The organism is Pseudoalteromonas sp. NFXS53, from assembly GCF_056629255.1.
Window position 1 is genome coordinate 1 of the sequence record NZ_JBWVBR010000025.1, and the last position, 21962, is coordinate 21962.

At 41.9% G+C, this 21962-nt stretch carries 19 protein-coding genes; 12 read left to right on the forward strand and 7 right to left on the reverse strand.

From position 1 onward, the window contains the following. Positions 1 to 154: 154 nt before the first annotated feature. Positions 155 to 1645 carry a guanosine-5'-triphosphate,3'-diphosphate diphosphatase gene (gene gppA, locus AC1HJP_RS19530; RefSeq protein ID WP_480363208.1) on the reverse strand — a complete coding sequence of 497 codons (1491 nt, stop codon included), beginning with the start codon at positions 1643 to 1645 and terminating at the stop codon, positions 155 to 157. Positions 1646 to 1684: 39 nt separating this feature from the next. Next, entirely contained in the window at positions 1685 to 2953 is a 1269-nt protein-coding gene (gene rhlB / locus AC1HJP_RS19535; protein WP_390449475.1) for an ATP-dependent RNA helicase RhlB, read from the reverse strand. 91 nt (positions 2954 to 3044) lie between these two features. Between rhlB and trxA the strand changes: the two genes are divergently transcribed. From trxA to AC1HJP_RS19550, 3 genes are all read left to right on the forward strand, one after another. Then, entirely contained in the window at positions 3045 to 3371 is a 327-nt protein-coding gene (gene trxA / locus AC1HJP_RS19540) for a thioredoxin TrxA (RefSeq protein WP_058028399.1), read from the forward strand. 191 nt (positions 3372 to 3562) lie between these two features. Then, on the forward strand, positions 3563 to 4822 hold the full coding sequence (rho, locus tag AC1HJP_RS19545; protein ID WP_058028397.1) for a transcription termination factor Rho: 1260 nt from the start codon (positions 3563 to 3565) through the stop codon (positions 4820 to 4822). Positions 4823 to 4941: 119 nt separating this feature from the next. Then, entirely contained in the window at positions 4942 to 6207 is a 1266-nt protein-coding gene (locus tag AC1HJP_RS19550) for a methyl-accepting chemotaxis protein (protein ID WP_480363209.1), read from the forward strand. Here the strand turns inward: AC1HJP_RS19550 and AC1HJP_RS19555 are convergent. Then, a complete protein-coding gene (locus AC1HJP_RS19555) occupies positions 6184 to 9051 on the reverse strand; it encodes an ATP-binding protein (RefSeq protein WP_480363210.1) in 2868 nt (955 codons plus the stop codon). The two genes, AC1HJP_RS19550 and AC1HJP_RS19555, sit on opposite strands and share 24 nt — an antisense overlap. A gap of 70 nt (positions 9052 to 9121) precedes the next feature. Here AC1HJP_RS19555 and AC1HJP_RS19560 point away from each other — a divergent pair, with 70 nt between their 5' ends. Next, positions 9122 to 9706 (forward strand): DNA-J related domain-containing protein, encoded by a 585-nt coding sequence (locus AC1HJP_RS19560; RefSeq protein ID WP_138484697.1) that lies wholly within the window; start codon positions 9122 to 9124, stop codon positions 9704 to 9706. Here AC1HJP_RS19560 and dbpA read toward each other — a convergent pair. After that, a complete protein-coding gene (gene dbpA, locus AC1HJP_RS19565) occupies positions 9703 to 11088 on the reverse strand; it encodes an ATP-dependent RNA helicase DbpA (protein WP_480363242.1) in 1386 nt (461 codons plus the stop codon). The two genes, AC1HJP_RS19560 and dbpA, sit on opposite strands and share 4 nt — an antisense overlap. A 171-nt stretch (positions 11089 to 11259) precedes the next feature. On the opposite strand from dbpA, the gene AC1HJP_RS19570 reads away from it, so the two are divergent. After that, positions 11260 to 12048: a tetratricopeptide repeat protein gene (locus AC1HJP_RS19570; RefSeq protein ID WP_480363211.1), complete on the forward strand. Its 789-nt coding sequence runs from the start codon at positions 11260 to 11262 to the stop codon at positions 12046 to 12048. A 2-nt stretch (positions 12049 to 12050) separates the two neighbouring features. Here the strand turns inward: AC1HJP_RS19570 and AC1HJP_RS19575 are convergent, their stop codons facing one another. Continuing rightward, positions 12051 to 14672, reverse strand: coding sequence for a sensor domain-containing protein (locus tag AC1HJP_RS19575; protein ID WP_480363212.1), 2622 nt, complete (start codon positions 14670 to 14672; stop codon positions 12051 to 12053). 199 nt (positions 14673 to 14871) lie between these two features. On the opposite strand from AC1HJP_RS19575, the gene ubiD reads away from it, so the two are divergent. After that, a complete protein-coding gene (gene ubiD, locus AC1HJP_RS19580) occupies positions 14872 to 16350 on the forward strand; it encodes a 4-hydroxy-3-polyprenylbenzoate decarboxylase (protein WP_480363243.1) in 1479 nt (492 codons plus the stop codon). Between the two features lie 29 nt (positions 16351 to 16379). Further along, a complete protein-coding gene (gene fre, locus AC1HJP_RS19585; RefSeq protein WP_480363213.1) occupies positions 16380 to 17093 on the forward strand; it encodes an NAD(P)H-flavin reductase in 714 nt (237 codons plus the stop codon). 58 nt (positions 17094 to 17151) lie between these two features. Here the strand turns inward: fre and AC1HJP_RS19590 are convergent, their stop codons facing one another. Then, complete coding sequence (locus AC1HJP_RS19590) at positions 17152 to 17793, reverse strand: hypothetical protein (RefSeq protein WP_480363214.1); 642 nt, start codon at positions 17791 to 17793, stop codon at positions 17152 to 17154. Positions 17794 to 17987: 194 nt separating this feature from the next. Between AC1HJP_RS19590 and AC1HJP_RS19595 the strand changes: the two genes are divergently transcribed. From AC1HJP_RS19595 to AC1HJP_RS19615, 5 genes are all read left to right on the forward strand, one after another. Next, positions 17988 to 18311 carry a hypothetical protein gene (locus tag AC1HJP_RS19595; protein WP_480363215.1) on the forward strand — a complete coding sequence of 108 codons (324 nt, stop codon included), beginning with the start codon at positions 17988 to 17990 and terminating at the stop codon, positions 18309 to 18311. 37 nt (positions 18312 to 18348) lie between these two features. After that, positions 18349 to 19041 carry a helix-turn-helix transcriptional regulator gene (locus AC1HJP_RS19600; protein WP_480363216.1) on the forward strand — a complete coding sequence of 231 codons (693 nt, stop codon included), beginning with the start codon at positions 18349 to 18351 and terminating at the stop codon, positions 19039 to 19041. A gap of 78 nt (positions 19042 to 19119) precedes the next feature. Continuing rightward, a complete protein-coding gene (locus AC1HJP_RS19605; RefSeq protein ID WP_480363217.1) occupies positions 19120 to 19359 on the forward strand; it encodes a hypothetical protein in 240 nt (79 codons plus the stop codon). 39 nt (positions 19360 to 19398) lie between these two features. Then, positions 19399 to 20232: a serine aminopeptidase domain-containing protein gene (locus tag AC1HJP_RS19610; protein ID WP_480363218.1), complete on the forward strand. Its 834-nt coding sequence runs from the start codon at positions 19399 to 19401 to the stop codon at positions 20230 to 20232. 110 nt (positions 20233 to 20342) lie between these two features. Continuing rightward, entirely contained in the window at positions 20343 to 20750 is a 408-nt protein-coding gene (locus AC1HJP_RS19615) for a CBS domain-containing protein (RefSeq protein WP_480363219.1), read from the forward strand. A gap of 75 nt (positions 20751 to 20825) precedes the next feature. On the opposite strand, the gene add is transcribed toward AC1HJP_RS19615, so the two are convergent. Beyond that, positions 20826 to 21824, reverse strand: a complete 999-nt coding sequence (gene add / locus AC1HJP_RS19620; RefSeq protein ID WP_349285337.1) for an adenosine deaminase — start codon at positions 21822 to 21824, stop codon at positions 20826 to 20828. Positions 21825 to 21962 lie beyond the last annotated feature (138 nt).

A 21962-nucleotide genomic window follows, 5' to 3' on the forward strand; every position in this document is an offset into this window, starting at 1 on the left:
GCGTCTCGCCCCGTGTCAGTGGGGTCGCATTATAGGGAGAGCAGAAAATTACGCAACCCCTTTTTTAAAGAAAAATGTAAAAAACTGACTGTTCGCGTGTATTTTGAACGAAACTGTATAATTTCGATGTTTTAAGTAGAATTTATGAGCAGTTTTAGCTACTAAACTGCCAATTTAACTTTGATTGATACACGCTTTCTTGCTCAAGCTCACTTTTCATAAGTGGGTGTTGAGCTAACCAATCTTCAGAAAAGCTAATATTAAGTCTGTTTTTATCTGCTTTTACTTCAAAGGTAGGTAAAACATCATCTTTACGACGCATAGATAAAATAACGGCTAACCTAATTATGCGTACTAACTTTTCGGTCAGTGCTTTATTAGCACCTAAATGTGAAAACAGTGCATCATTTAAATCGGCACGGTGACCTTTTAAAAGACTGACAATGACTTTCTTTTCGGCTGGCGAGTAACCCGGCATATCGGTGTTACTTAATATATAGGCGCTGTGCTGATGATATTGTTTGTAATCTATTAGCAAACCAATTTCGTGTAAGTGCGCTGTTGCACAAAGCAATACATTTACTTGCTGTAAATCTAGTTGCCAGGCATGCTGAAGTTGTTTTGCTATTAATAAGGCGACATCTGAAACGCGCTTAGCTTGCTCTTTGTCGGTATGAAAACGCAGCGCAAAGCTTTCAAGCGTTCTTTCACGAATATTAGAGTGGTGTAGATCTGAGATCATACTATAGAGTACACCTTCTCGAAGCGCGCCACCTGCCAATCCCATCTGCTGAATATTCAGCGCTTCAAATAATGCAATAAGAATTGCTAATCCAGATACAAATACCAAACGACGTTCTTCACTGAGACCTGGCAAAGAAAGTGTTGATACATTCTTATGCTTTATCGCTTCAGCTTTTATATGCTGCAGCTTTTCTAAAGAAAGCAGATCAGTTTGACCTGTCGCAGCTAAAATTTCTTGAATTGCTTGTACAGTTCCAGATGCGCCAATAGCAAGTTCCCAACCAGTCTCTACATATTGAGACTTAATCGGCGCAATCACAGTATGTGCTGCAGCAATTGCTTGCTCAAAATTCTTCTCAGACAGTAAGCCATTTTGAAAATAACGTTCTAAGTAAGTCACACACCCCATGTCTAAGCTTTTATAGAGCAGCGCTTCAAACCCTTTGCCTATGACAACCTCAGTACTGGCACCGCCAATGTCGATTACCAATTGTTTACCTTGGCATGCAGAAGTATGTGCAACACCTTTATATATAGTGCGCGCTTCTAATTCTCCACTGATGATATTGATTTTGTGATTGAGGATTTTTTCGGCTTGGGTTTTGAATTCTTGGGCATTGGTAGCAAGCCTCAGCGTTGCCGTTGCGACAATGCTGATATTTTGCTTCGGTATATCTTGCAACCTTTCGGCAAATAGTGCCAAACACTCCCAGCCTCGTTGCATTGCATCAGAAGATAACGTGTTGTTTTCGTCTAAGCCTGCAGCTAGTCGAACTTTACGTTTAACCCGACCGATGGTGTGAACACCACCGGCAATGTGTTTTGCAATCAACATATGAAAGCTATTAGAGCCTAAATCAATAACGGCAAAAACGTTATTATTATCTATATTTTTGGCCACTTTGTACCTCTAGCTGCAAGATCCCGCAATTACAACTTCTTAAGTGTTCGCTTTCGATTTATTGTAATTTGATTGACGTCGATTGTTTCCCTTTCTTGGGCCAGAGTGATGACGTCTTCTCTGCGTATTCGGTTTAGGTAAATCTTCAATTAATGCTGTTTTATCATAATGAGACAGAGGAATCGAATGTTCTATGTACTCTTCAATCTCATGTAAGTTGTATGCATATTGTTCACACGCAAAACTAATTGCGTGACCTGATGCACCAGCACGACCTGTACGGCCAATTCTGTGTACGTAGTCTTCACAGTCATCCGGTAAATCAAAGTTGAACACATGGCTTACTTCTGGGATATGCAAACCACGTGCAGCCACATCGGTTGCCACAAGAATATCTAAATCACCTTTAGTAAATTGTGCCAAAATTGACTGACGTTTCTTTTGATTTACATCACCTGTTAATAGACCAACACGATGTTTATCCGCTTTTAGCCAAGCATACACGTTTTCACAACTTTGCTTCGTATTTGCGAATACGATTGCTTTTTCAGGCCATTCTTCTTCTATTAATGTAAGAAGCAAAGGGATTTTGTCGTCATGAGATGAGTGGAATAACTCTTCTTGAATACGTTTACCTGTTTTTACATCTGGCTCAATTTGTACATGCTCTGGATTAGTCATGTGTTCAAAAGCCAATTCTTGCACACGGTAAGATAAAGTCGCAGAGAAAAGTAGGTTTAATCTTTCTGCTGTCGGAGGCATACGATTAAATAGATAGCGAATATCTTTAATGAAGCCCAAATCAAACATACGATCTGCTTCATCAAGTACAACAACTTCGATTTCATTAAGGTTATAAGCACCTTGCTTATAGAAGTCGATTAAGCGGCCCGTAGTACCAATTAAAATATCGACACCTTTTTCGAGTTGCGCCCGTTGTTTTTCGTAATCTTCGCCACCATATACTAAACCTAAGTTTAGACCACAGTGTGGCGCAATAATTTTTGCATCTTTATGGATCTGAATCGCAAGCTCTCTCGTAGGAGCCATGATCAGCGCTCTTGGGTGCTTTCTGGATTGACCTTCTGTTTGCATTAAACGGTGGCAAGTGGCAGTTAAGAACGCCAATGTTTTGCCAGTACCGGTTTGTGCTTGACCAGCGATATCTCGCCCGTCACAGACAAAAGGTAAACACTTTGCTTGGATTGGCGTGCAATATTCAAAGCCATTCGCAGCTAAACCGGCGACCACTTCCGGTGCAATAGCAAAGTCAGAAAATTTTTTATTGGTCAAATGTGTCTTAGTCATAGCAATTAAGCATAACGTTTAAACTTGCAATAAGAAACAAGAGTGTTTAAATACGCAGTAAATAATTCGCCAATTTCTAACGGAGAACGCAATGAGCGACAAAATTATCCAGCTTACTGACGACAGCTTTGAAGCTGATGTAATTAAATCAGATCTACCTGTACTTGTAGACTTTTGGGCAGAATGGTGTGGCCCTTGTAAAATGATCGCGCCAATCTTAGACGAAGTTGCTGAAGAGTTTGCTGGTAAAGCAGTTATCGGTAAATTAAACATCGACCAAAACGCTGGTACGCCACCTAAGTTTGGTATTCGTGGTATTCCTACACTACTACTTTTCAAAGATGGCGCAGTAGCTGCGACTAAAGTTGGCGCGTTATCAAAGACTCAACTTGTTGAGTTCTTAAACGACAACATCTAAGTCTGTATATATACGCCTCGCCTTTGCTAGGCGTATATCCCACCTACCTGCCCATAGTTTTTTCGACTAAATTTGTTTAAAGACTGGACGACTAGCAAGCTAACTGCTAATTTATAAAGCCACTAACCTTTAGCTTTATCAAATCAACCTCTCATCACTGAGATGACAATTGTTATAAAGAACCCACCAATATGCATTTACGCGAATTAAAAGACAAGTCAATCAACGAACTTGTAAAACTAGCTGAGTCCATGGGACTTGAAAACGTAGCCCGTTTAAGAAAACAAGACATTATTTTTGCCATTCTAAAAGCACACGCTAAAAGCGGTGAAAACATTTATGGCGGCGGCGTTTTAGAAATTCTACAAGATGGCTTCGGCTTTTTACGTTCATCAGAAGCATCTTACCTAGCTGGTCCTGATGATATTTATGTTTCACCAAGTCAAATTCGACGCTTCAGCATGCGTACTGGTGACACAATTAGCGGTCTTATCCGTCCACCTAAAGATGGTGAGCGTTACTTCGCTCTACTTAAAGTAAATGAAGTTAACTTCGATAGACCTGAAAACTCTCGTACCAAGATCTTATTTGAAAACTTAACGCCTATTCATGCGAATGAGCGTTTTGTGATGGAACGTGGTAACGGTAGCACAGAAGATATTACTGCCCGTGTTCTTGATTTAGCATCACCTATCGGTAAAGGTCAGCGCGCCCTGATTGTTGCTCCGCCTAAAGCCGGTAAAACAATGTTGCTACAGAATATCGCGCAATCGATTACCTACAACAATCCAGATGCAACACTGATGGTGTTACTGATCGATGAGCGTCCGGAAGAAGTAACTGAGATGCAGCGTCTTGTAAAAGGTGAAGTTGTTGCTTCAACGTTCGATGAACCGGCAAGCCGTCACGTACAAGTTGCCGAAATGGTTATCGAAAAAGCAAAACGCCTAGTTGAGCACAAGAAAGACGTTATCATCCTACTTGATTCAATCACACGTCTTGCACGTGCTTACAACACCGTTATTCCTTCATCTGGTAAGGTACTAACGGGTGGTGTTGACGCGAATGCACTACACAAACCTAAGCGTTTCTTCGGTGCTGCACGTAACGTTGAAGAAGGCGGTAGCTTAACAATTATCGCAACGGCGCTTATCGATACTGGCTCTAAGATGGATGAAGTTATCTACGAAGAGTTTAAAGGTACGGGTAACATGGAATTACACTTAAATCGTAAGATTGCTGAAAAGCGTGTATTCCCTGCCATTGACTTCAACCGCTCAGGCACGCGTCGTGAAGAACTACTGACTAAAGCGGATGAGCTACAGAAGATGTGGATCTTGCGTAAGATTGTTCATGAAATGAGTGAAATCGACGCAATGGAATTCCTCATCGATAAGCTCTCGATGAGTAAAACAAACGACGAGTTCTTCGAGCTCATGCGTCGTAAGTAAATATCCTAAAGAAGCCTGCTTATGCAGGCTTTTTTGATCTTAATTACTATCGCATTGCCCCCAATTTTTTACTATTCTAGATATAGACTTACGTGCTTAGACAGGGAGCTGTTCAGTTTATGAAGCCCTTTCAATTAATTCGAAACTTTCTAATCCTTAACACCTTAGTGTTAACGGTCATGTTGCCATTACTCTCTGTGTCTTGGTCAACAACGGCCATTATTATCGGTGTGCAAATCATCTTAGGTGCAGCGGCACTTTGGTATTCAAGCCAAAAAACATCGCAAGCAGAGTATTTACAGACTTTAGTCAATTCAATAAACCATGATGGCTTAATTGATCTCACTTATCGTTTTGATGATAGTAAAACCTCGACGCCACCAGCCTGTTTAGCGATTAATGCTAGCCTTGCCACCATAGAACATATTATTGGTGAGGTGTATGTTTCTTCATCTCGGCTTTCGCCTATGGCTGATGGACTCAGAGACACATATGCATCAATGACACAAAAAGCGACGATTCAGCACGCCCATGGTGAAGACTTGGCAGACTCAATCAACCGTATGCTCGCAGTGTCACGAGAACTCGATGATAACCTAGAGAAGATTTACACCTCCGTGGAAGCGGCAACAGAAGCCGTTAAGAAAACCCGTGTTGATACAGACAAAAGCCAAGCAAGCTTAATGAGCTTAGCAAAAAACATTGAAGAGACCAGTGAGCAAATTGAAACCCTCAAAGTTGATTCAGATGCGATTAGTTCTGTTATTGACGTCATTAACTCAATTGCTGAGCAAACAAATCTACTGGCCTTGAATGCTGCAATTGAAGCCGCGCGAGCAGGCGAACAAGGTAGAGGGTTTGCAGTAGTAGCTGATGAAGTCAGAAGTTTAGCCGCTCGAACCAGTCAATCGACCCAGCAAGTACGTGAAGTAGTCAGTAAAATCCAGGCCGGAACAGACAGTGCACACCAACTTATGCTCAACGCACTCGAAGAAACAAAGCAAACAGTGACGCTATCAGAAGCGTCTACTCGAGAAGTAGACCAAATCGAATCAGCTATGCTCAACATAAACTCTATGTCTCACAGTATTCATGAACAAGTGAAAGATCAAAAAGCGGTATCCGATGAAGCGCAAACAAGTATTGAATCTATGGTTGAGCTTAACTCAGATGCGCTTTCAAGCTCTAAGATACAGGCTGTTTCTAGCAACGATCTGATCAGTCTTGCCCACAGTATTCACGATAAATTAGCAATTTTTAGAGTGGATGAAACAGCTTTTGAGCATGACGCCAGAACTGACCGGTCTAGACTACATACTGACACGAAAACAGCCAGCACTAAGGTTGAGACTCAGCAAGACTCAGGAGACATTGAGTTGTTCTGATAACTGAACTTGCTGTAGCTCATCACACAAGATTAAATACCAATGCTGCAACCCATGAGAATCAACTTCTTGTGGGTTTTTTAATGCCTGCTCTATGTGCTTTGCCGTTTTGGCAATATCGTCAAAGCCAAATGTTGAGGCTGCACCTGTGAGACGATGACACACAGCTCTCAACTCTAACCAATCTTGCTTTTGCCATAAGTCGATAACTGTAAAACGCTCTTGCTCTAGGCTTAATGCAAAGCTTTCTATCAAGTCACTAATGTCAACTTGCATATCTTGCTCGCCTCCAACGCTCGCTTCTGCAAGAAAATCACTTAAAGCAAGGTGGAGTTTATCTCTATCAAGTGGCTTTCCTAGGTGACCTGCAAACCCAAGTTCAAGATAAGACTTAATTTCATGCTGCATAACATTCGCTGTAAGTGCAAAAATAGGCCCGTCAAAGCCTGCTTGTTGAAGTAACTTAAATGCTTCAAGACCATCAAGTAATGGCATTTGAATATCCATCAAGATTAGATCTGGGTATTCACATAATGCTTTTTCTACTGCTACCTGACCATTTTCGGCTGTAATTACCTCGACACCAAGCTGAGAGAGAATACGTTCGAATAACGCACGATTATCATCATGATCTTCAGCAATCAATACTGTACCGCTTAGCTTAGATAATTGCGTAATCGGCCGAGCAGCTTTATGCACTAAAGTTGAGTCAGATACTGAGTCTAAACGTGCACAAGGGATCACAATGTAAAATTGGCTGCCTTGTTCAGGAATACTACTCACCTGAATGCTACCACCCATCATGGTCGATAATTGCTGAGATAAGCATAAACCCAATCCTGAGCCGCCAAAACGACGTGTTATGCTGTTATCCCCTTGCTGGAAGCAGTCAAAGATATGCTGTAATTGCGTGGCATCCATCCCGATGCCCGTATCATTTACCGAAAATCTAACCCCGTTATTTTCTTGACTTACAACCAGCTCAACATGACCATATTCTGTAAACTTAACGGCATTACCAAGTAAGTTAATGAGCACCTGTTTAAGCCTTACATAATCTAAACGCACCACATACGGTGAAGGAAGCTGATTCACTACGATGAAGTTTAACCCCTTTGCCTCACAGACATGCTGAAACATCTCGGTGACATCATCAAGCAACTGCTCTAAGGCAAACTCAGTAAACTCTAACTCAAAACGCTGTGCTTCGATTTTACTCAGGTCGAGTACATCACTAACTAGGTCTTTTAGATGCTCCCCTTGCCTTTGAATGACTTGCAGAGGCTCCTGAATATGTTTGTCATGTTGATATTCTTGTAACAGTGCTTCACTGTTACCAATAATTGAAGTGAGAGGCGTTCGGATCTCATGACTAATATTAGCTAGAAACTGACTTTTAACCGTGTTAGCTTCACTTAACTCATCTGCTAACTTTTGTAGCTCTGCTGTACGCTTAGCAACCTGTTGGCTCAACTCAATGTTGGCAGCACGCTCCATGCGTTTTCTATACATACTCACAACGGCAACTGTGCCTGTGATCAACAGTAAAACAATGAGCCACGTTAACTGCTCTCGTTGCTCAATTTGTAAAGCTTGAACCGCCTGCTGCTGCTTCAGCAATTCAATCTCACGATTAAGCTCTGTCGCCTCAATTTTACTCTGATATTCATTTAAACGCGCATAGACTTGATCATTTAAAAGCTGCCTTTGCAATCTTTGAAATGCATTAAAGCTTTCCATCGCTTTCTCAGACTCACCTAAATGCGCCTGAATAATTGCTAAAATTGCTAAGCCATCTTTTTCCCGCAGCTTTGAGCCCTGTTTACGTGCAATAGACAGCGAAGTTTCAATGCTATTTAGCGCCTCAGCAAAGTCACCTCGATAAACTTGCAACTTCGCCATAGGGTAAAGTGCTTCCATGTAACCAGATTGAAGGTCTACTTTTTCTGCATAATAGAGCGCCTTTTTAGCTTCCTCATACCCCTGTTCCATCTCCCCTAATGCAATGCTGAGTGTTGCCAAATTACTATATTCGAAGGTTAAGCTGCGCGCCGAACCTACTTTTTCATAGTATTCCACTGCCGCTAATAAACTCGCTCTGGCCAATTTGCTTTTTCCTTGCTCCATATACATGGCACCCAAATTAGCCTGTGCGAGTGCAACACCGTATTCGTCATCAAGTTGATTAAATAAACCTATAGACCTTAAAAGCATATCTTTAGCAATGTCATAACGATGCTGGCGAATATAAGCGCCTGAAAGATTTAATAACATATCCGCTTTATCTTGCTGACTACCATGCAATTCGTACAAGCGATGTGCTTCAACATAATGTTGGACTGTTTTTTCAAGGTCATGTGCCTTGAGATACGCCAGCCCCAAATTATTGTATATATTAGCTAGCTCTAAAGGTTTATTTCGCAGCTTGGCAATATTCAGTGCTGTTTGATAATGCTCGATGGATTTTTCATATTCACCTTGGTAATAAGTACTAATACCAAGCATTTTAAATGCTAGGTACTTTTCATCACTGCTTAATGAATCTGAGGTGATATCAGCCAAACGCTGAAAATACCTTACTGCATCGGCTAACTTCTCACGTTTAAGAGACTCTCTGCCCATTTGGGTAAGAAAATAATTATAATCTTGGAAATTAAGTTGTAGCGATTCGCCCAGCTTTTGCGCTTCTGCTTGCACAGTTTGCCAATCTGACAACTGAGTTACTTTTTCTATCTCGGCTTTTAATTGAGTCTCTGAGGTAGCCAAAACTGGTGATGATAAGCTAAATAGCGTGAACCCAAATAGCACTGACGTGAGTGATTTTCGCAATGGCTTAATCAACATCCTTGCCCTCATTGCCTAACAAAAAATAAACATGGTAAGGTGAAGATACACCAACAAACTCAGAGGGACAATGTTGCGTCCAATTCTAGATGAAATTTTTTCAGTGCTGAGTAATGGCGCACACTTTAAAGTCCATACGTTAGCCGCTCATCTTCAAACCGTTGACTTACTTCAGCAACTTGATGAAGACCCAAATCAAGATTTATTCAAACGCAACTTTGTGTTGATGAATAGCTTATATACTTTGCAACTGGAACTCATTGAAGACGATATCTACTTACATATAGATAGCATGGATATTTACCTTGCTGACAAAGGCCAAGCCCCTGAATTAAAAACACCTCTCAGTACTTATTATTTAGATTGGCAGAACTACCAAACAGATAATGAAGAAATAACATCATTGCTAGATTCTTTTTGGCAACGTTTTGCTCAAGGTTTTCATCATCCGCAGAATACACTGAGTAAATTTGACCTCGATGACTTGTGTGTGCAATGGCAGTTAACAAAGCCACTTGAAGAAAAAGCCATTCGCCGACGCTGGCGGCAATTGGCCATTCAGTACCACCCAGACAAAGGCAGTCATGACGATACACGATTCAAGCAGTTGCAGAATGAGTATCAACAGCTGCTTGGACACATTAAATCAGTTTAATTGACGCGGCGTACTTGGTATTTCTTACCTTTGATTTTGTTATCTCGCAGCTTTCTAAAAGCCGGTTTACTTGCTTCGCGCTTCACAGCAACAAACGACTGGTTTTCAAACACAGTGATCTTACCGATTTGCGAAAAGCCAATGCCCTCTTCGCCCGTTAAACAACCGACTATGTCACCAGCGCGTAGCTTTTGCTTTTTACCACCGTCAATATAGAGGGTTTGCATTTCTGGTTTATAAGGCGGTTTATCTAATAAGCTCAGCGAAGGTAAAACCGCAGGTTCAAATTCACGATCATATAGCTGTTCTATTTGCTTAACTCTGAACGCCTCTTTTTCACCAAAGATAGAACACGCCAGGCCTTTTTTATCACCACGACCTGTTCGGCCCACCCGGTGAACATGGGTTTTAGGGTCGAGTGCGAGATGATAGTTAATCACCATGTCCATATCATCAATATCCAAGCCTCGCGCCGCAACATCAGTCGCCACTAAAATAGAAGCGCTCTTATTGGCAAAACGCATCAACATCATGGCACGCTCTTGCTGAGCTAAATCACCATGCAGTGCCGAAGCATAAAAACCGGCCTCTTTTAATTCTTCAAATAAGCGCTTAGCTTCCACCTTGGTATTACAAAACACCACACAACTTTTTGGTTGATGCTTCATCAGAAGTAGTCGCAGTGTATTAAAACGCAACTTGTTATTACTGAGCTTATAAAAAGTTTGTTTGATGCTTTTATTGATCCCCACTTCTTCAACTTTAACTTGCTGTGGGTTGCGCATCAGTTGCGCAGAAAGTGATTCAATATTTTTGGGATAGGTTGCACTAAATAAGAGGCTTTGACGCTCAGGTGGTAAATAAGCAACGATGTTTTCTATCGCATCAGTAAAACCCATATCGAGCATTTGGTCGGCTTCATCAAGCACTAAGGTGTTTACTTGTGTTAAGTCGAGCGTGCCCTTAAACAAGTGATCTTCTATGCGCCCTGGCGTACCGACAATAATATGCGCCCCATGTTCAAGAGAGCTTATTTGCGGCCCAATAGGCACACCACCACATAAGGTAAGAATTTTAACGTTTGCTGTGCCACTGGCTAGCTTTCTAATTTCTGTCGCCACCTGATCTGCCAGCTCGCGTGTTGGGCACAGTACTAAGCCTTGTACATGCATACTCGATACATCGAGTTTAGATAACACACCAAGCGCAAACGCCAGCGTTTTACCTGATCCTGTTTTCGCTTGTGCAATCACATCTTGTTGGTCGAGGATCAGTGGCAAGCTTTGCGCCTGAACCTCTGTCATCTGTTTAAACCCTAATTGCACAATGGTCTCAAGTAATACGGGTGATAAAGCCAGTGTATTAAATTGCATGATGCTTATCGTCTCTCTAACAAAGCTTATTTAATGGCTTAGTTTACCAGCAAATGCGCTCGACCACACATTTACAGCATGGTTATTAAGCTTCAAAATCAAACCGCTCAGAGTTTCAGCACATGACTAGATTACAAACTTATGGCAGACTGAAGTTTTAATCGGTACAGGGAAGCTGTTATGCAAACCATTTTCCAAAAGTCTCTTTTTTACTTTCACGATCAAACAGACAAACTCTACAAACATCACCACCGCACTTTGTTTGTTATTGCACTAATTGTGATTGCTTACTTTGCTTACAGCATTTTTGAAAACAAGCAACAACAGGCTGAGTTTTTATCAGCCCCTCAAGTTGATGATGTACTTATCTTAGATATGGGCCATTTAATCACAGACCGTAAATACCAAACCCAATATCGTGTTGCGCAGGTACTCTCAGTAGAAGAAGACTCTATCACTCTAAAGCAAGGTAGTTACACTTACCGTAAAAAGCGTGGCGCAGAGCGTGCCATTAAACTAGATAGCTTAATGCTCAAAAACTATTTCCGCCCGGCACTAGTTAGCTTTAAAAAATCAGAATTAGCTACGCTTTATGACCAAGGGGCCATTGACGAAATATTCCGCCCTACAGACATCTATGTGATGGGCGGAATCGTCAGACATAGAGCGGCTCCTGAACATGTGCCACATAAACTTAAGGTCTCATTTAATCAATTTAACCAAGAAGGTGTGCGAGCCTATTTAGAAAGAGACTTCGAAGAAGCTAGAAAACTGTTTACACAGGCCGCAGAGCAAGGTTATGACTATGGACAATTCAACCTCGCAGATATGCTTGAGTACGGAGAAGGCGGTGATGTTGATTTAGCAGGTGCGTATAAATGGTATAAAAGCGCAGCAGAACAAAACAACTACAAAGCTAAAGCTGCACTTGAGTCTTTTTGTGAAAAGCACAAGGCTATGTGTCGGTAGGCCTATTTTAACCTGAGCTCAGGTTGTTTTACCTGGGTATACTCAAATAAGAAGCTTTCAAACGCCGCTGCTTGCAGCGGCTTACTATGAAGATATCCCTGCGTATAATCACAACCCAATTCATTCAATAGCCACAACTGCTCGTCTGTCTCTACGCCTTCAGCAACCACTTTAAGGTTTAGATTACTTGCCATCGAGATAATCGCTTTAACCATTTCATGGTCATCCTGATCATCTGGTAGGTCTCGTACAAACTCTCTATCAATCTTTAGCTTCGAAAGCGGGAAGCGCTTTAAGTAGCTCAAAGAAGAATAACCCGTACCAAAATCATCAATGGCCAGCTCAACCCCCATCGCTCTGAGCGCCTTTAGCTGTAATAAAATACTTTCTGAGTTATCGACAAGAACCGTTTCTGTGATCTCAATGGTTAAGTATCGTGCTTCTAAACCAGTTTGTTTGAGCACTTTTTTAACCAGCTCAACCACACTTTGACGTTTAAACTGAGTACTAGAAACATTCACGGTAATAAAAAAAGGTTTATCACATTGCTGCTGCCACGCTTTGGCTTGCGAACAAGCTTGATACATTACCCACTCACCTATAGAGATAATCAAACCAAGCTCTTCACAAATCGGGATAAAATCTGCGGGTGATACCGAGCCTAACGCTTTATTTTCCCAACGTAACAAGGCTTCACAGCCAATTTTCACATCATCACGAGAGAGAATTGGCTGATAAGCAAGATGAAACTCGTTATTCACCAAGGCTTTATGTAACGCACCTTCCAACTGACTGCGCGCTTTTGCATGCTCATGCATAGCAGAAGTGTAAAATTGGAAGCAGTTTCGTCCTAACTCTTTGGCTTTATACATGGCATTATCAGCATTACGTAGCAGCACCTTGGTATCATCGCCATCTTCCGGGTAGAAGGTGATCCCCATACTGCCCGAAGCAAATACTTCATGACCTTCAAGTTCATAAGGCTCGTGTAGTTTCTCAAGAATTTGTGTCGCTATTTGCTCAACCTTGGTAATTGAATCAACATCAGGCAGCAACAATGCAAACTCGTCTCCCCCTAAACGGGCTACGGTGTCGGAATTTCTGGTGCACTCTTCTAAACGCTTTGCCGCTTCAATAAGCATCAAGTCACCAATATGATGACCGAGCGTGTCGTTGACTGCCTTGAACCTATCTAAATCGATGAAACACACAGCTAAGCGAGTCTTGTCCTTTTTCGCTTTTTCTAGTGCTTGTTCAAATCTTTCTCGATAGTTTCTGCGATTCGCCAAACTGGTTAAGGTATCGAAGTTGGCTTGTTGCCACATCATATGCTCGTGGTGCTTGCGAGAGGTGATGTCATTAAACAAGGCAACATGCATTTCAATCTCGCCTTGTTGATCAAACACTGCTGACACTTGCAGCCAACAAGGGAATACTTCGCCACTTTTACGACGGTTCCACACCTCTCCCTCCCAGTGACCACGCTGACTTAAGGTATCGTACATTTGCGAGAAAAAAGCTGGACCATGGTGGCCTGAGTTCAAAATCGCAGGCGACTGACCTAATACTTGTTCTTGCGTAAACCCTGTGATCTCAGTAAATGCCCGATTCACCATCTGGATCTGATTGTGTTTATCAGAAACCAGTACCCCCTCGCTGGTTGTCGCAAACACAGTGCTGGCTAGGCGTTGCTCACGCTCAATGGCTAATTGCGCAGTGATATCTTGCAGCATATATAAATCACCAAGTGATTTATCGGCGTTATTCACCGCTTGTTTATCAACCCTAAAAAAGCGCCATTCATCTTTTATCTTTAAGCGATGCTCTGAGCAGCCATAAGTCTGATTTGCCCAATCAACATTACTAAAGAAAACTTCACCTAATGCTTTACCAATAATAGAATCTCGACTCTCAATATCTTGAAAAACCTGTTGGTTGGCATCAAGTACGGTGCCTGCACGAGACGTGAAAAGTAAATAGCCCTCGATGGCATCAAAAATAGACGATAAACGCGCCCCTTGAGAATCAGCTTTACGCTTGGCATTTTTAAGCTTAATAAAAAAGCGCCCCAAAATGAGCAAAGAGCCTATGAGTAACACGATAACGACAAAAGACAGCAGCAATTGCATTCGACTGGCTTGTTGAATAGCATCAGTTTGTATCTCAACTTGTTGCTCTAGGTTGGCTTGATAATGCCAAAGCGACTCTTGTAAAGCCCGCTGTTCACTAATGTCAGTGATCACAGATAATAACTGTTGTTTGCCGTGCTCGTCGGTAAAAGGCGCAGAGTGAACACTCACAGTACGGATCTCACCGTTAGCCAATTGATGTCTAAAGATAAAGTAATTGCGCCCTTCAGCTGCGGCGTTAGCACGCTCGTTAGCAACTTGCTCTGGCGTGAGTTGATTGATGTTCTGAATAAATTGCTGTTCAAGCTCCCCGGCTTGATAACCATAAAAATTATCAGCTGCACCATTGGCAGCTACAATAGCACCTGTTGAAGGCGTGATGACAAGCATCACCGCACTGTGTTGCTCAAAAACCACCTCGGGTAAATGATCGGCACTGGCGTTCTGACTCAAGCTGAGTAAGGCACACAACAATATCGCTTTAAGTCGCTTCAAAACTTCCACTCACAAATCACACAACACATTCGACTATAATCTAATCCGCAATAGTTGAACATAGTTCAATTTACTGCATTTGTGCAAAATCAAACAAAAATGCATTTACCTTCGTATACCTTACTCAACTTAAGTGGTGATGCCATTTTCGCCACATCTTGATATACTTCGCGACAATGAAAAGTGCCCTATGCCAACGATGAAATACAAAGACTTAAGAGACTTTATTACGCGCTTAGAAGAACAAGGTGAACTTGTTCGGGTTAAGCAGCCCATCTCTACCAAGCTAGAGATGACCGAAATAGCCGATCGCACCTTACGTGCTGGCGGCCCAGCGATTTTATTTGAAAACCCCGAGGGGTTTGATATTCCTGTTTTAGCCAACTTATTCGGTACACCAAAACGTGTTGCTATGGGCATGGGTCAAACCGATGTCAGCGAACTACGTGAAGTAGGTAAGCTATTGGCTTTCTTAAAAGAGCCTGAACCACCAAAAGGCATCAAAGAAGCTTTAGGGCAAATCCCAGTGTTTAAGCAAGTGCTGAATATGCCTGCCAAGGAAGTGCGCAAAGCGCCTTGTCAGCAAGTGGTATTAAGTGGTGATGACGTCGATTTAACTAAGCTGCCAATTCAACATTGTTGGCCAGGTGATGCAGCACCGTTGATCACATGGGGCTTAACGGTCACCAAAGGGCCATATAAAAAGCGCCAAAACTTAGGCATCTATCGCCAACAGCTATTAGGTAAGAATAAAATCATCATGCGCTGGTTATCACACCGCGGTGGTGCACTTGATTATCAAGAGTGGTGTAAAGAGCACCCTGGTGAACCATACCCAGTTTCAGTTGCGCTAGGCGCTGATCCGGCGACGATTTTAGGCGCTGTGACCCCTGTGCCTGATACTTTAAGTGAATATGCATTTGCGGGTTTGCTGCGCGGTTCAAAAACTGAAGTTGTAAAGTCTGTGTCTAACGACCTACAAGTACCGGCCACTGCCGAGATTGTACTTGAAGGCTATATTGAACAAGGTGAAATGGCACCTGAGGGGCCTTATGGTGACCACACAGGTTATTATAATGAAGTAGATGACTTCCCAGTGATGACCGTCACGCACATTACCCATCGTGAAAACCCGATTTATCACAGCACTTATACGGGTCGCCCACCCGATGAGCCGGCCATTTTAGGTGTGGCACTGAATGAAGTATTTGTGCCAATTTTACAAAAGCAATTCCCTGAAATTGTCGATTTTTACTTACCGCCTGAAGGCTGTTCATACCGTATGGCCGTGGTCACCATGAAGAAACAGTATCCGGGTCATGCGAAACGTGTGATGATGGGTGTTTGGTCGTTCTTACGCCAGTTCATGTATACCAAGTTTGTTATTGTCTGTGACGATGACGTCAACGCGCGTGACTGGAATGATGTCATTTGGGCCATTACTACGCGTATGGACCCAGCTCGTGACACCACCATGATCGAAAACACCCCGATTGATTACCTCGACTTTGCTTCTCCGGTGTCAGGTCTTGGCTCAAAAATGGGAATGGATGCCACCAATAAATGGCCAGGTGAAACCGATCGCGAATGGGGTGAGCCCATCGTGATGGATGAATCAATCAAACAACGAGTTGATGAAATTTGGGACTCGTTAAACATTATGTCTCTAAATAAATAAACGCTGCACGCGTCGTGAAAGGTTTAATAATGCAAGTGTTAAATGCAGAAGTAGTAAGTATTACCCCCCTAACAGAATTTGTTTACAAGGTAGAGCTAAAACCAAGCGAGCCTGCAGAGTTTAAAGCAGGTCATTACCTTCAATTAGTACTTGGCGAAAAAGATAAGCGCGCTTTTTCAATTGCGAGTCGCCCAAGCCAAAAAGAATTACTTGAGCTACACATTGGTGCCTCAGAAGAAAACAGCTATGCCATGCAAGCGCTTGATCATTTGCGTGAACACCACGCAAATGGCACGCAAGCAATCGTTGAGGTGGGCTTAGGTATTTCTGAATTACGTACTGAATCACAATTACCAATCGTGTTATTAGCGGGCGGTACAGGTTTTAGCTATGTAAAATCAATGGCAGACCATTTAGCTGAGATTGATTCAGACCGTCAGGTGCATTTTTACTGGGGTGTACGTGACGAATCAGCGTTATATGCAGCAGAAGAGATGCAAGCTTGGGCCGCGAAAAAGCCAAACTTCACGTTCGTGCCTGTCGTTGATAATGCCAGCGATAACTGGGCAGGCCACACAGGTTTTGTACACAAAGCGGTATTAAAAGATTTCGACTCGCTTGCAGCCTACGAAATCTATATGGCAGGCCGTTTCGATATGATTGGTCCAGTGCGTGATGACTTTATCGCCCACGGCGCAATTCGTGAGAATATGTACGCCGATGCCTTTGCGTACATTAAGTAACGCAACTTAATAATAATAAACGCCAGCATATTTGCTGGCGTTTTTTTTAAATCTACTGCTATTGCACTTCTATGGTATATGTTTCTACTTCTGTATTCGGATTCAAATAGCCTTGCTCTAAAAAGTGCCCAGTATTTTCAAGCGTTCTTTCTAGCCTAGCAACAGCCAGTCTAATTTCATAGATCGCATTCGCCATATCCAGCCTCAAATTTTTAAGTAAGCTTTTTTTATTCTCTGACTGAGAAAACTCAAGACCAAACCGAGACAATGCAGCCATATTCAATTTTTGCGATGCAACATGTGCTTCTTTGCTAAACTGATAACTTGATGCGATAGGGAGCAATAATTCAACAGGTAGCTCTCGTAGCTCACCTCTTTGTAAAGCAAACTCCCATACTGATGAATGAATTTCGAGATAGTTAATTTGCAATGAGTATTGAGCATCATCAGGATAATTATCCCGCGCAATTAGCTCATCAAGATAGGGCATCGTTTCTTCAAAAGATTTTTGAGTTCGCCTCAATGCATCTAAATTGCCTTTTAGCTCGTAATGAGTTTTTTCAAGAATGACATGCGCATGCCTTTCTTCTTGATAGTTTTGAAACCACTCGTTAATCACGAGAGCGATTAACACGCCCAGAGTCACTATTGTCAGCTCAAAAGTAACTTTACCTAAACTAGATCTCAATTTTTCTTTCATATCCGTTGAACCTACTACAAGTACCGATTTTCATCTTACCGCTTTGATAGGCATAAGAAAACTGCAAAGTCTATGACAGAGTCTAAATCGAATTGTCCTGCTGGCTGCGAATAAAACCCTACTGACACTCCCTGACAGAACGCTGTGGTTTACTTATCTACGTCAACCAACAAACAGTCAATACAGAGATAAATATGTCTAATAACGCCATTGAAATCGTGCAATTCAAGTTACAAGAAAACGCTGATCTTGCTCAGTTCGAAGCCGCAAACACCGCTTTCCAAAGCTTCATTGATCAACAACCGGGTGTGCTCTACCGCTCGCTTGCAAAATTAGCAGATGCCCACAGCTATGTTGATGTGGTGTATTTTGAAACCATGGCTGATGCCAAGCGCATTGGTGATGCCTTTATGGAAAACCCAATTTGTCAGCAGTTCGCGCAACTGATTGAGAAAGACACTGTGAAATTAGAACGCTACAATGCAGTGAGTCAGACGCCTTGTGAACAAAGTGCCTAACACTCTAGTCATCAAGTAAAACAAAAAGGACAATGGTGTGCATAAATCTGAGCGGTTATTTCAACTGGTCAACATTCTAAAAAGTCGTCGGCTCGCAACCCGTGCCTGTGACTTGGCAACGCGTTTGAATGTGTCAGAGCGCACCATTTATCGTGACATCCAACACCTTCAAAGCTCTGGTGTGCCCATTGAAGGCGAAGCTGGTATTGGTTATCTCATTAGTGACTATGACTTGCCACCTATGATGTTCACCATGGACGAACTACAAGCGCTGTTGCTTGGCAGTAAAATGGTCAGCGCATGGACCGATCCTGATTTAGCCGAAAAAGCACAAAGCGCCATCACCAAAATAGAAGCTGTACTGCCCGCCCAGTTAAAACAACAAACAACCGATCAGCCTTATTTAGTCTCAGGCTGGAGCCATAACGCCGAACATCAATCGTTTACTTTTACCCTGCGCCAAGGCATCGAACAAAAACGCTGTGTAGATTTGCATTATAGCGATGCCAAACAAGCGCTCACTTCGCGCACTGTTGAACCGCTGGGGTTAGTCTATTGGGGTGGTAAATGGACACTGGTTGCTTATTGCCAACTCAGAGCAGATTATCGAGAATTTAGACTCGATAGAATTCAAGGTGCGACTTTATTAGACAAAGATTTTAACCTGCACGAAACGAAAAATCTCGATCACTATGTAGCACTTATCAAGGCGAAATATGAGCAACATTAATATCTGATTTAGATTTCTTCAATTTACAAATTTAAAACACAATGACAACATCAAATTTCAAATTAAAAGGAAGTTATTTTGAAGTTAAAGCTTAAGAAAAGTCACCTCAAAACTTTAAGCAAAGATTTAGAGTCATTGCCAGTTGAACAAACTCCAAACGTTGCAGGGGGCACTTGGCAAACAATAACCATTACCACAACTGTTGCTTCACATCCCGTTATCTCATGCGGTGGCGGCGGTGGCGGCGGCGATGATGGCAGCGGCGGTCCAACGTATGTTTGGGTTTGCACCTACGTACCAGACAAAAATATTGTTTAACAAATAACTTGAGCGCTTTATAATCTAAAGCGCTAAATTATGAATATTTATATAAAAATTTTTATTCCCTTACTCTTCATTTCTACTCTATTTCTTTGCGTTTTGCATCTATTGGATATTCCTAAAGAAAAGACAGAAATAGCCATCCACAATATTGAAAAGACGTTAATTTTTGCTATAAATGCGAACGAAATAAACACCTTAATACTAGATAAGATTTCGAAAAATAAAAAAGTTTTAATCTACAACCACGGAACAGTTAATCCTAGAAAACCCAACTCATGCAGCAAATATGTCCCGAGCTCCATTACAGACAACGCTTTTAGAGATTTTTTTATAATTATTTTATGTTCAAACTCAATTGAAAAGCCTTACCCAAAAGCTACTGGTAACTATACATTTTCTAGAGCAAATGAAATAAAAAGCTTAGTGGATAAAGTTTTAGCGGATGGATTTTCCTCAAATGACATTTTTTTGGCTGGGCATTCTGCTGGAGCATGGTCATCTATGCTTTTTGCATCTATGAATCCTGAAAAATATAACTCTATTATTGCATTTGCACCTGCATTCGCTGGTACTAGACAAAGCCAAATACAATACCCTAATTGGAGATTAGCTAATAACTATCAGATGCAGAAGTTAAAGAGTGGCGCTCCTATTCGAGGGTTACTTTTCACATATGAAAAAGATCCTTTCATGCAACCTAATGATTTTTTAGACCTCATTGCGCTATTTTCCGGATCTTTAAGACTCATCTCGTACGATTGCCATGATTCAGAGCACGCGCACATGACACATTCATTAGATTGCATGTCTCATCAAACAAAAAGTTTAATAGAAAGCCTATTATCTAATGGAGAAACTTTTCCATAATTATTGAAAATGATCTATTCAATAAAAACAATCAAACCAATCAAAACAACCCATTTTACCAATCAAACTTTATTGCTGATACTAATCTCAACCAACAGGAGAACCGTATTATGCAAGCAATTAAAGACATTATGACGAGCCAATTTCCGGCTATTTACGCACACACAGAATTAACGGACATTATTGAACAACTACAAAGCCATGGACTATTTGGTGCGCCCGTACTCGACGGCCAAAAACAGTTAATTGGTTTTATCTCTGAACAACAACTGCTTAATCCACTGTTACAAAACAGTTATTTTTGTGACGGTCAAATCACCGCACAAGACTTGATGAATAAAGACGTTTTAGCAGTAAAAAGCAACATGTTGGTGGTCGATCTAGCCACGCAAATGCAGGGAGATAAACCGAAAATTTACCCTGTAATAGAAGACAATAAAGTGATTGGATTAGTCACGCGCTCGCGGGTTATCAATGCGCTTAAGCAAGCTTATTTAAGCTGTGCAAAAGCTTCATAAGTTAATCAAAGTTTAGACTAGACGGTAACCATCAGGGTGTTACCGTCTATTAGTTTTTATAGAGATAGCAGCAGATTAACCCGCTTTTTTGGCTAGTAAAGCTTGTTTGTCTGAATCACTTAAGAATGCAATTTCAAGCGCATTTTCTTGAGCTTTTTTCACATCATCAGCGGTTAAGCCTGCTACTTTTGCGGCTTCAATAAACTCATGCTGTAGCTCAATCCCCTGCACGGCTGGGTCATCGGTATTAATACAAGCCGCAATACCGTGATCTAAGAATTGTTTAAGAGGGTGCTTGGTTAAATCAGCCACGGTACTTGTTTGAATGTTGCTGGTTAAACACGATTCAATACCAATGCGGTTGTCACGTAAGTAATCCATCAGTTTTGGATCTTCAATTGATTTCACACCATGACCAATACGCGTTGCGCCTAGTTCTTGAATCGCCTGCCACACACTTGATGCGCCTTCAGCTTCACCAGCATGGATGGTTACGCCTAAATACGCGTCGCGAACTTGCTTAAAGTGATCAACAAATAATTCACCCGGGAAGCCAAGCTCATCACCCGCTAAGTCAACAGCTGCCATATCGTTTTTAAATGCTAAGATTGCATCTAGCTCGTACTGGCATTTTTCTACACCGAAAGTACGCGACATAATGCCGATCAGGTTAACCTTGATATCACGGTTAGCAGTTGCCGACTTAATGCCGTCAACTACGGCTTCTACGACACCTTGCGGGTGTAAATTATGACTTTGTGCCATATAGTATGGACTGAATCTTAATTCTGTGTAATCGATGTTTTGCGCAATGGCATCTTCTACGTTTTCTATCGCAATACGACGACATGCATCGTAGTCACCCAATACCTTCACCCCCCAGTCTAGCTTTTGTAAAAACGCCACAAGGTTTGGTTCAGTGCTCTGCACTTGAACATGTGGTAATAAGCCTTCTAGATCATTGGCCGGAAGCGGTAAATTAAATTGCCTACCTAACTCCAAAATAGTGTTAGCACGCACATTGCCATCTAAGTGGCGGTGTAAGTCTAATAGCGGATATTGGTTACTAAACATAATTTACTCTTCTGTTTTGCGGATAAAATTTTTCAGATCATACGCATGTGTGGCTCTCGATCAAGGACAGGTGTCCTCCGGAGCGAGCTCATTCGACCACTTTCAATAAAAAGCCCCAGCTACATAACTATAGCTGGG

What these genes read in the sequence shown, in the direction of transcription:
- rhlB (WP_390449475.1), bottom strand. Translation starts at nt 2,953, where the DNA reads ATGACTAAGACACATTTGACCAATAAAAAATTTTCTGACTTTGCTATT.
- trxA (WP_058028399.1), top strand. Translation starts at nt 3,045, where the DNA reads ATGAGCGACAAAATTATCCAGCTTACTGACGACAGCTTTGAAGCTGAT.
- rho (WP_058028397.1), top strand. Translation starts at nt 3,563, where the DNA reads ATGCATTTACGCGAATTAAAAGACAAGTCAATCAACGAACTTGTAAAA.
- AC1HJP_RS19550 (WP_480363209.1), top strand. Translation starts at nt 4,942, where the DNA reads ATGAAGCCCTTTCAATTAATTCGAAACTTTCTAATCCTTAACACCTTA.
- AC1HJP_RS19555 (WP_480363210.1), bottom strand. Translation starts at nt 9,051, where the DNA reads ATGTTGATTAAGCCATTGCGAAAATCACTCACGTCAGTGCTATTTGGG.
- AC1HJP_RS19560 (WP_138484697.1), top strand. Translation starts at nt 9,122, where the DNA reads ATGTTGCGTCCAATTCTAGATGAAATTTTTTCAGTGCTGAGTAATGGC.
- AC1HJP_RS19570 (WP_480363211.1), top strand. Translation starts at nt 11,260, where the DNA reads ATGCAAACCATTTTCCAAAAGTCTCTTTTTTACTTTCACGATCAAACA.
- ubiD (WP_480363243.1), top strand. Translation starts at nt 14,872, where the DNA reads ATGAAATACAAAGACTTAAGAGACTTTATTACGCGCTTAGAAGAACAA.
- fre (WP_480363213.1), top strand. Translation starts at nt 16,380, where the DNA reads ATGCAAGTGTTAAATGCAGAAGTAGTAAGTATTACCCCCCTAACAGAA.
- AC1HJP_RS19590 (WP_480363214.1), bottom strand. Translation starts at nt 17,793, where the DNA reads ATGAAAGAAAAATTGAGATCTAGTTTAGGTAAAGTTACTTTTGAGCTG.
- AC1HJP_RS19595 (WP_480363215.1), top strand. Translation starts at nt 17,988, where the DNA reads ATGTCTAATAACGCCATTGAAATCGTGCAATTCAAGTTACAAGAAAAC.
- AC1HJP_RS19610 (WP_480363218.1), top strand. Translation starts at nt 19,399, where the DNA reads ATGAATATTTATATAAAAATTTTTATTCCCTTACTCTTCATTTCTACT.
- AC1HJP_RS19615 (WP_480363219.1), top strand. Translation starts at nt 20,343, where the DNA reads ATGCAAGCAATTAAAGACATTATGACGAGCCAATTTCCGGCTATTTAC.
- add (WP_349285337.1), bottom strand. Translation starts at nt 21,824, where the DNA reads ATGTTTAGTAACCAATATCCGCTATTAGACTTACACCGCCACTTAGAT.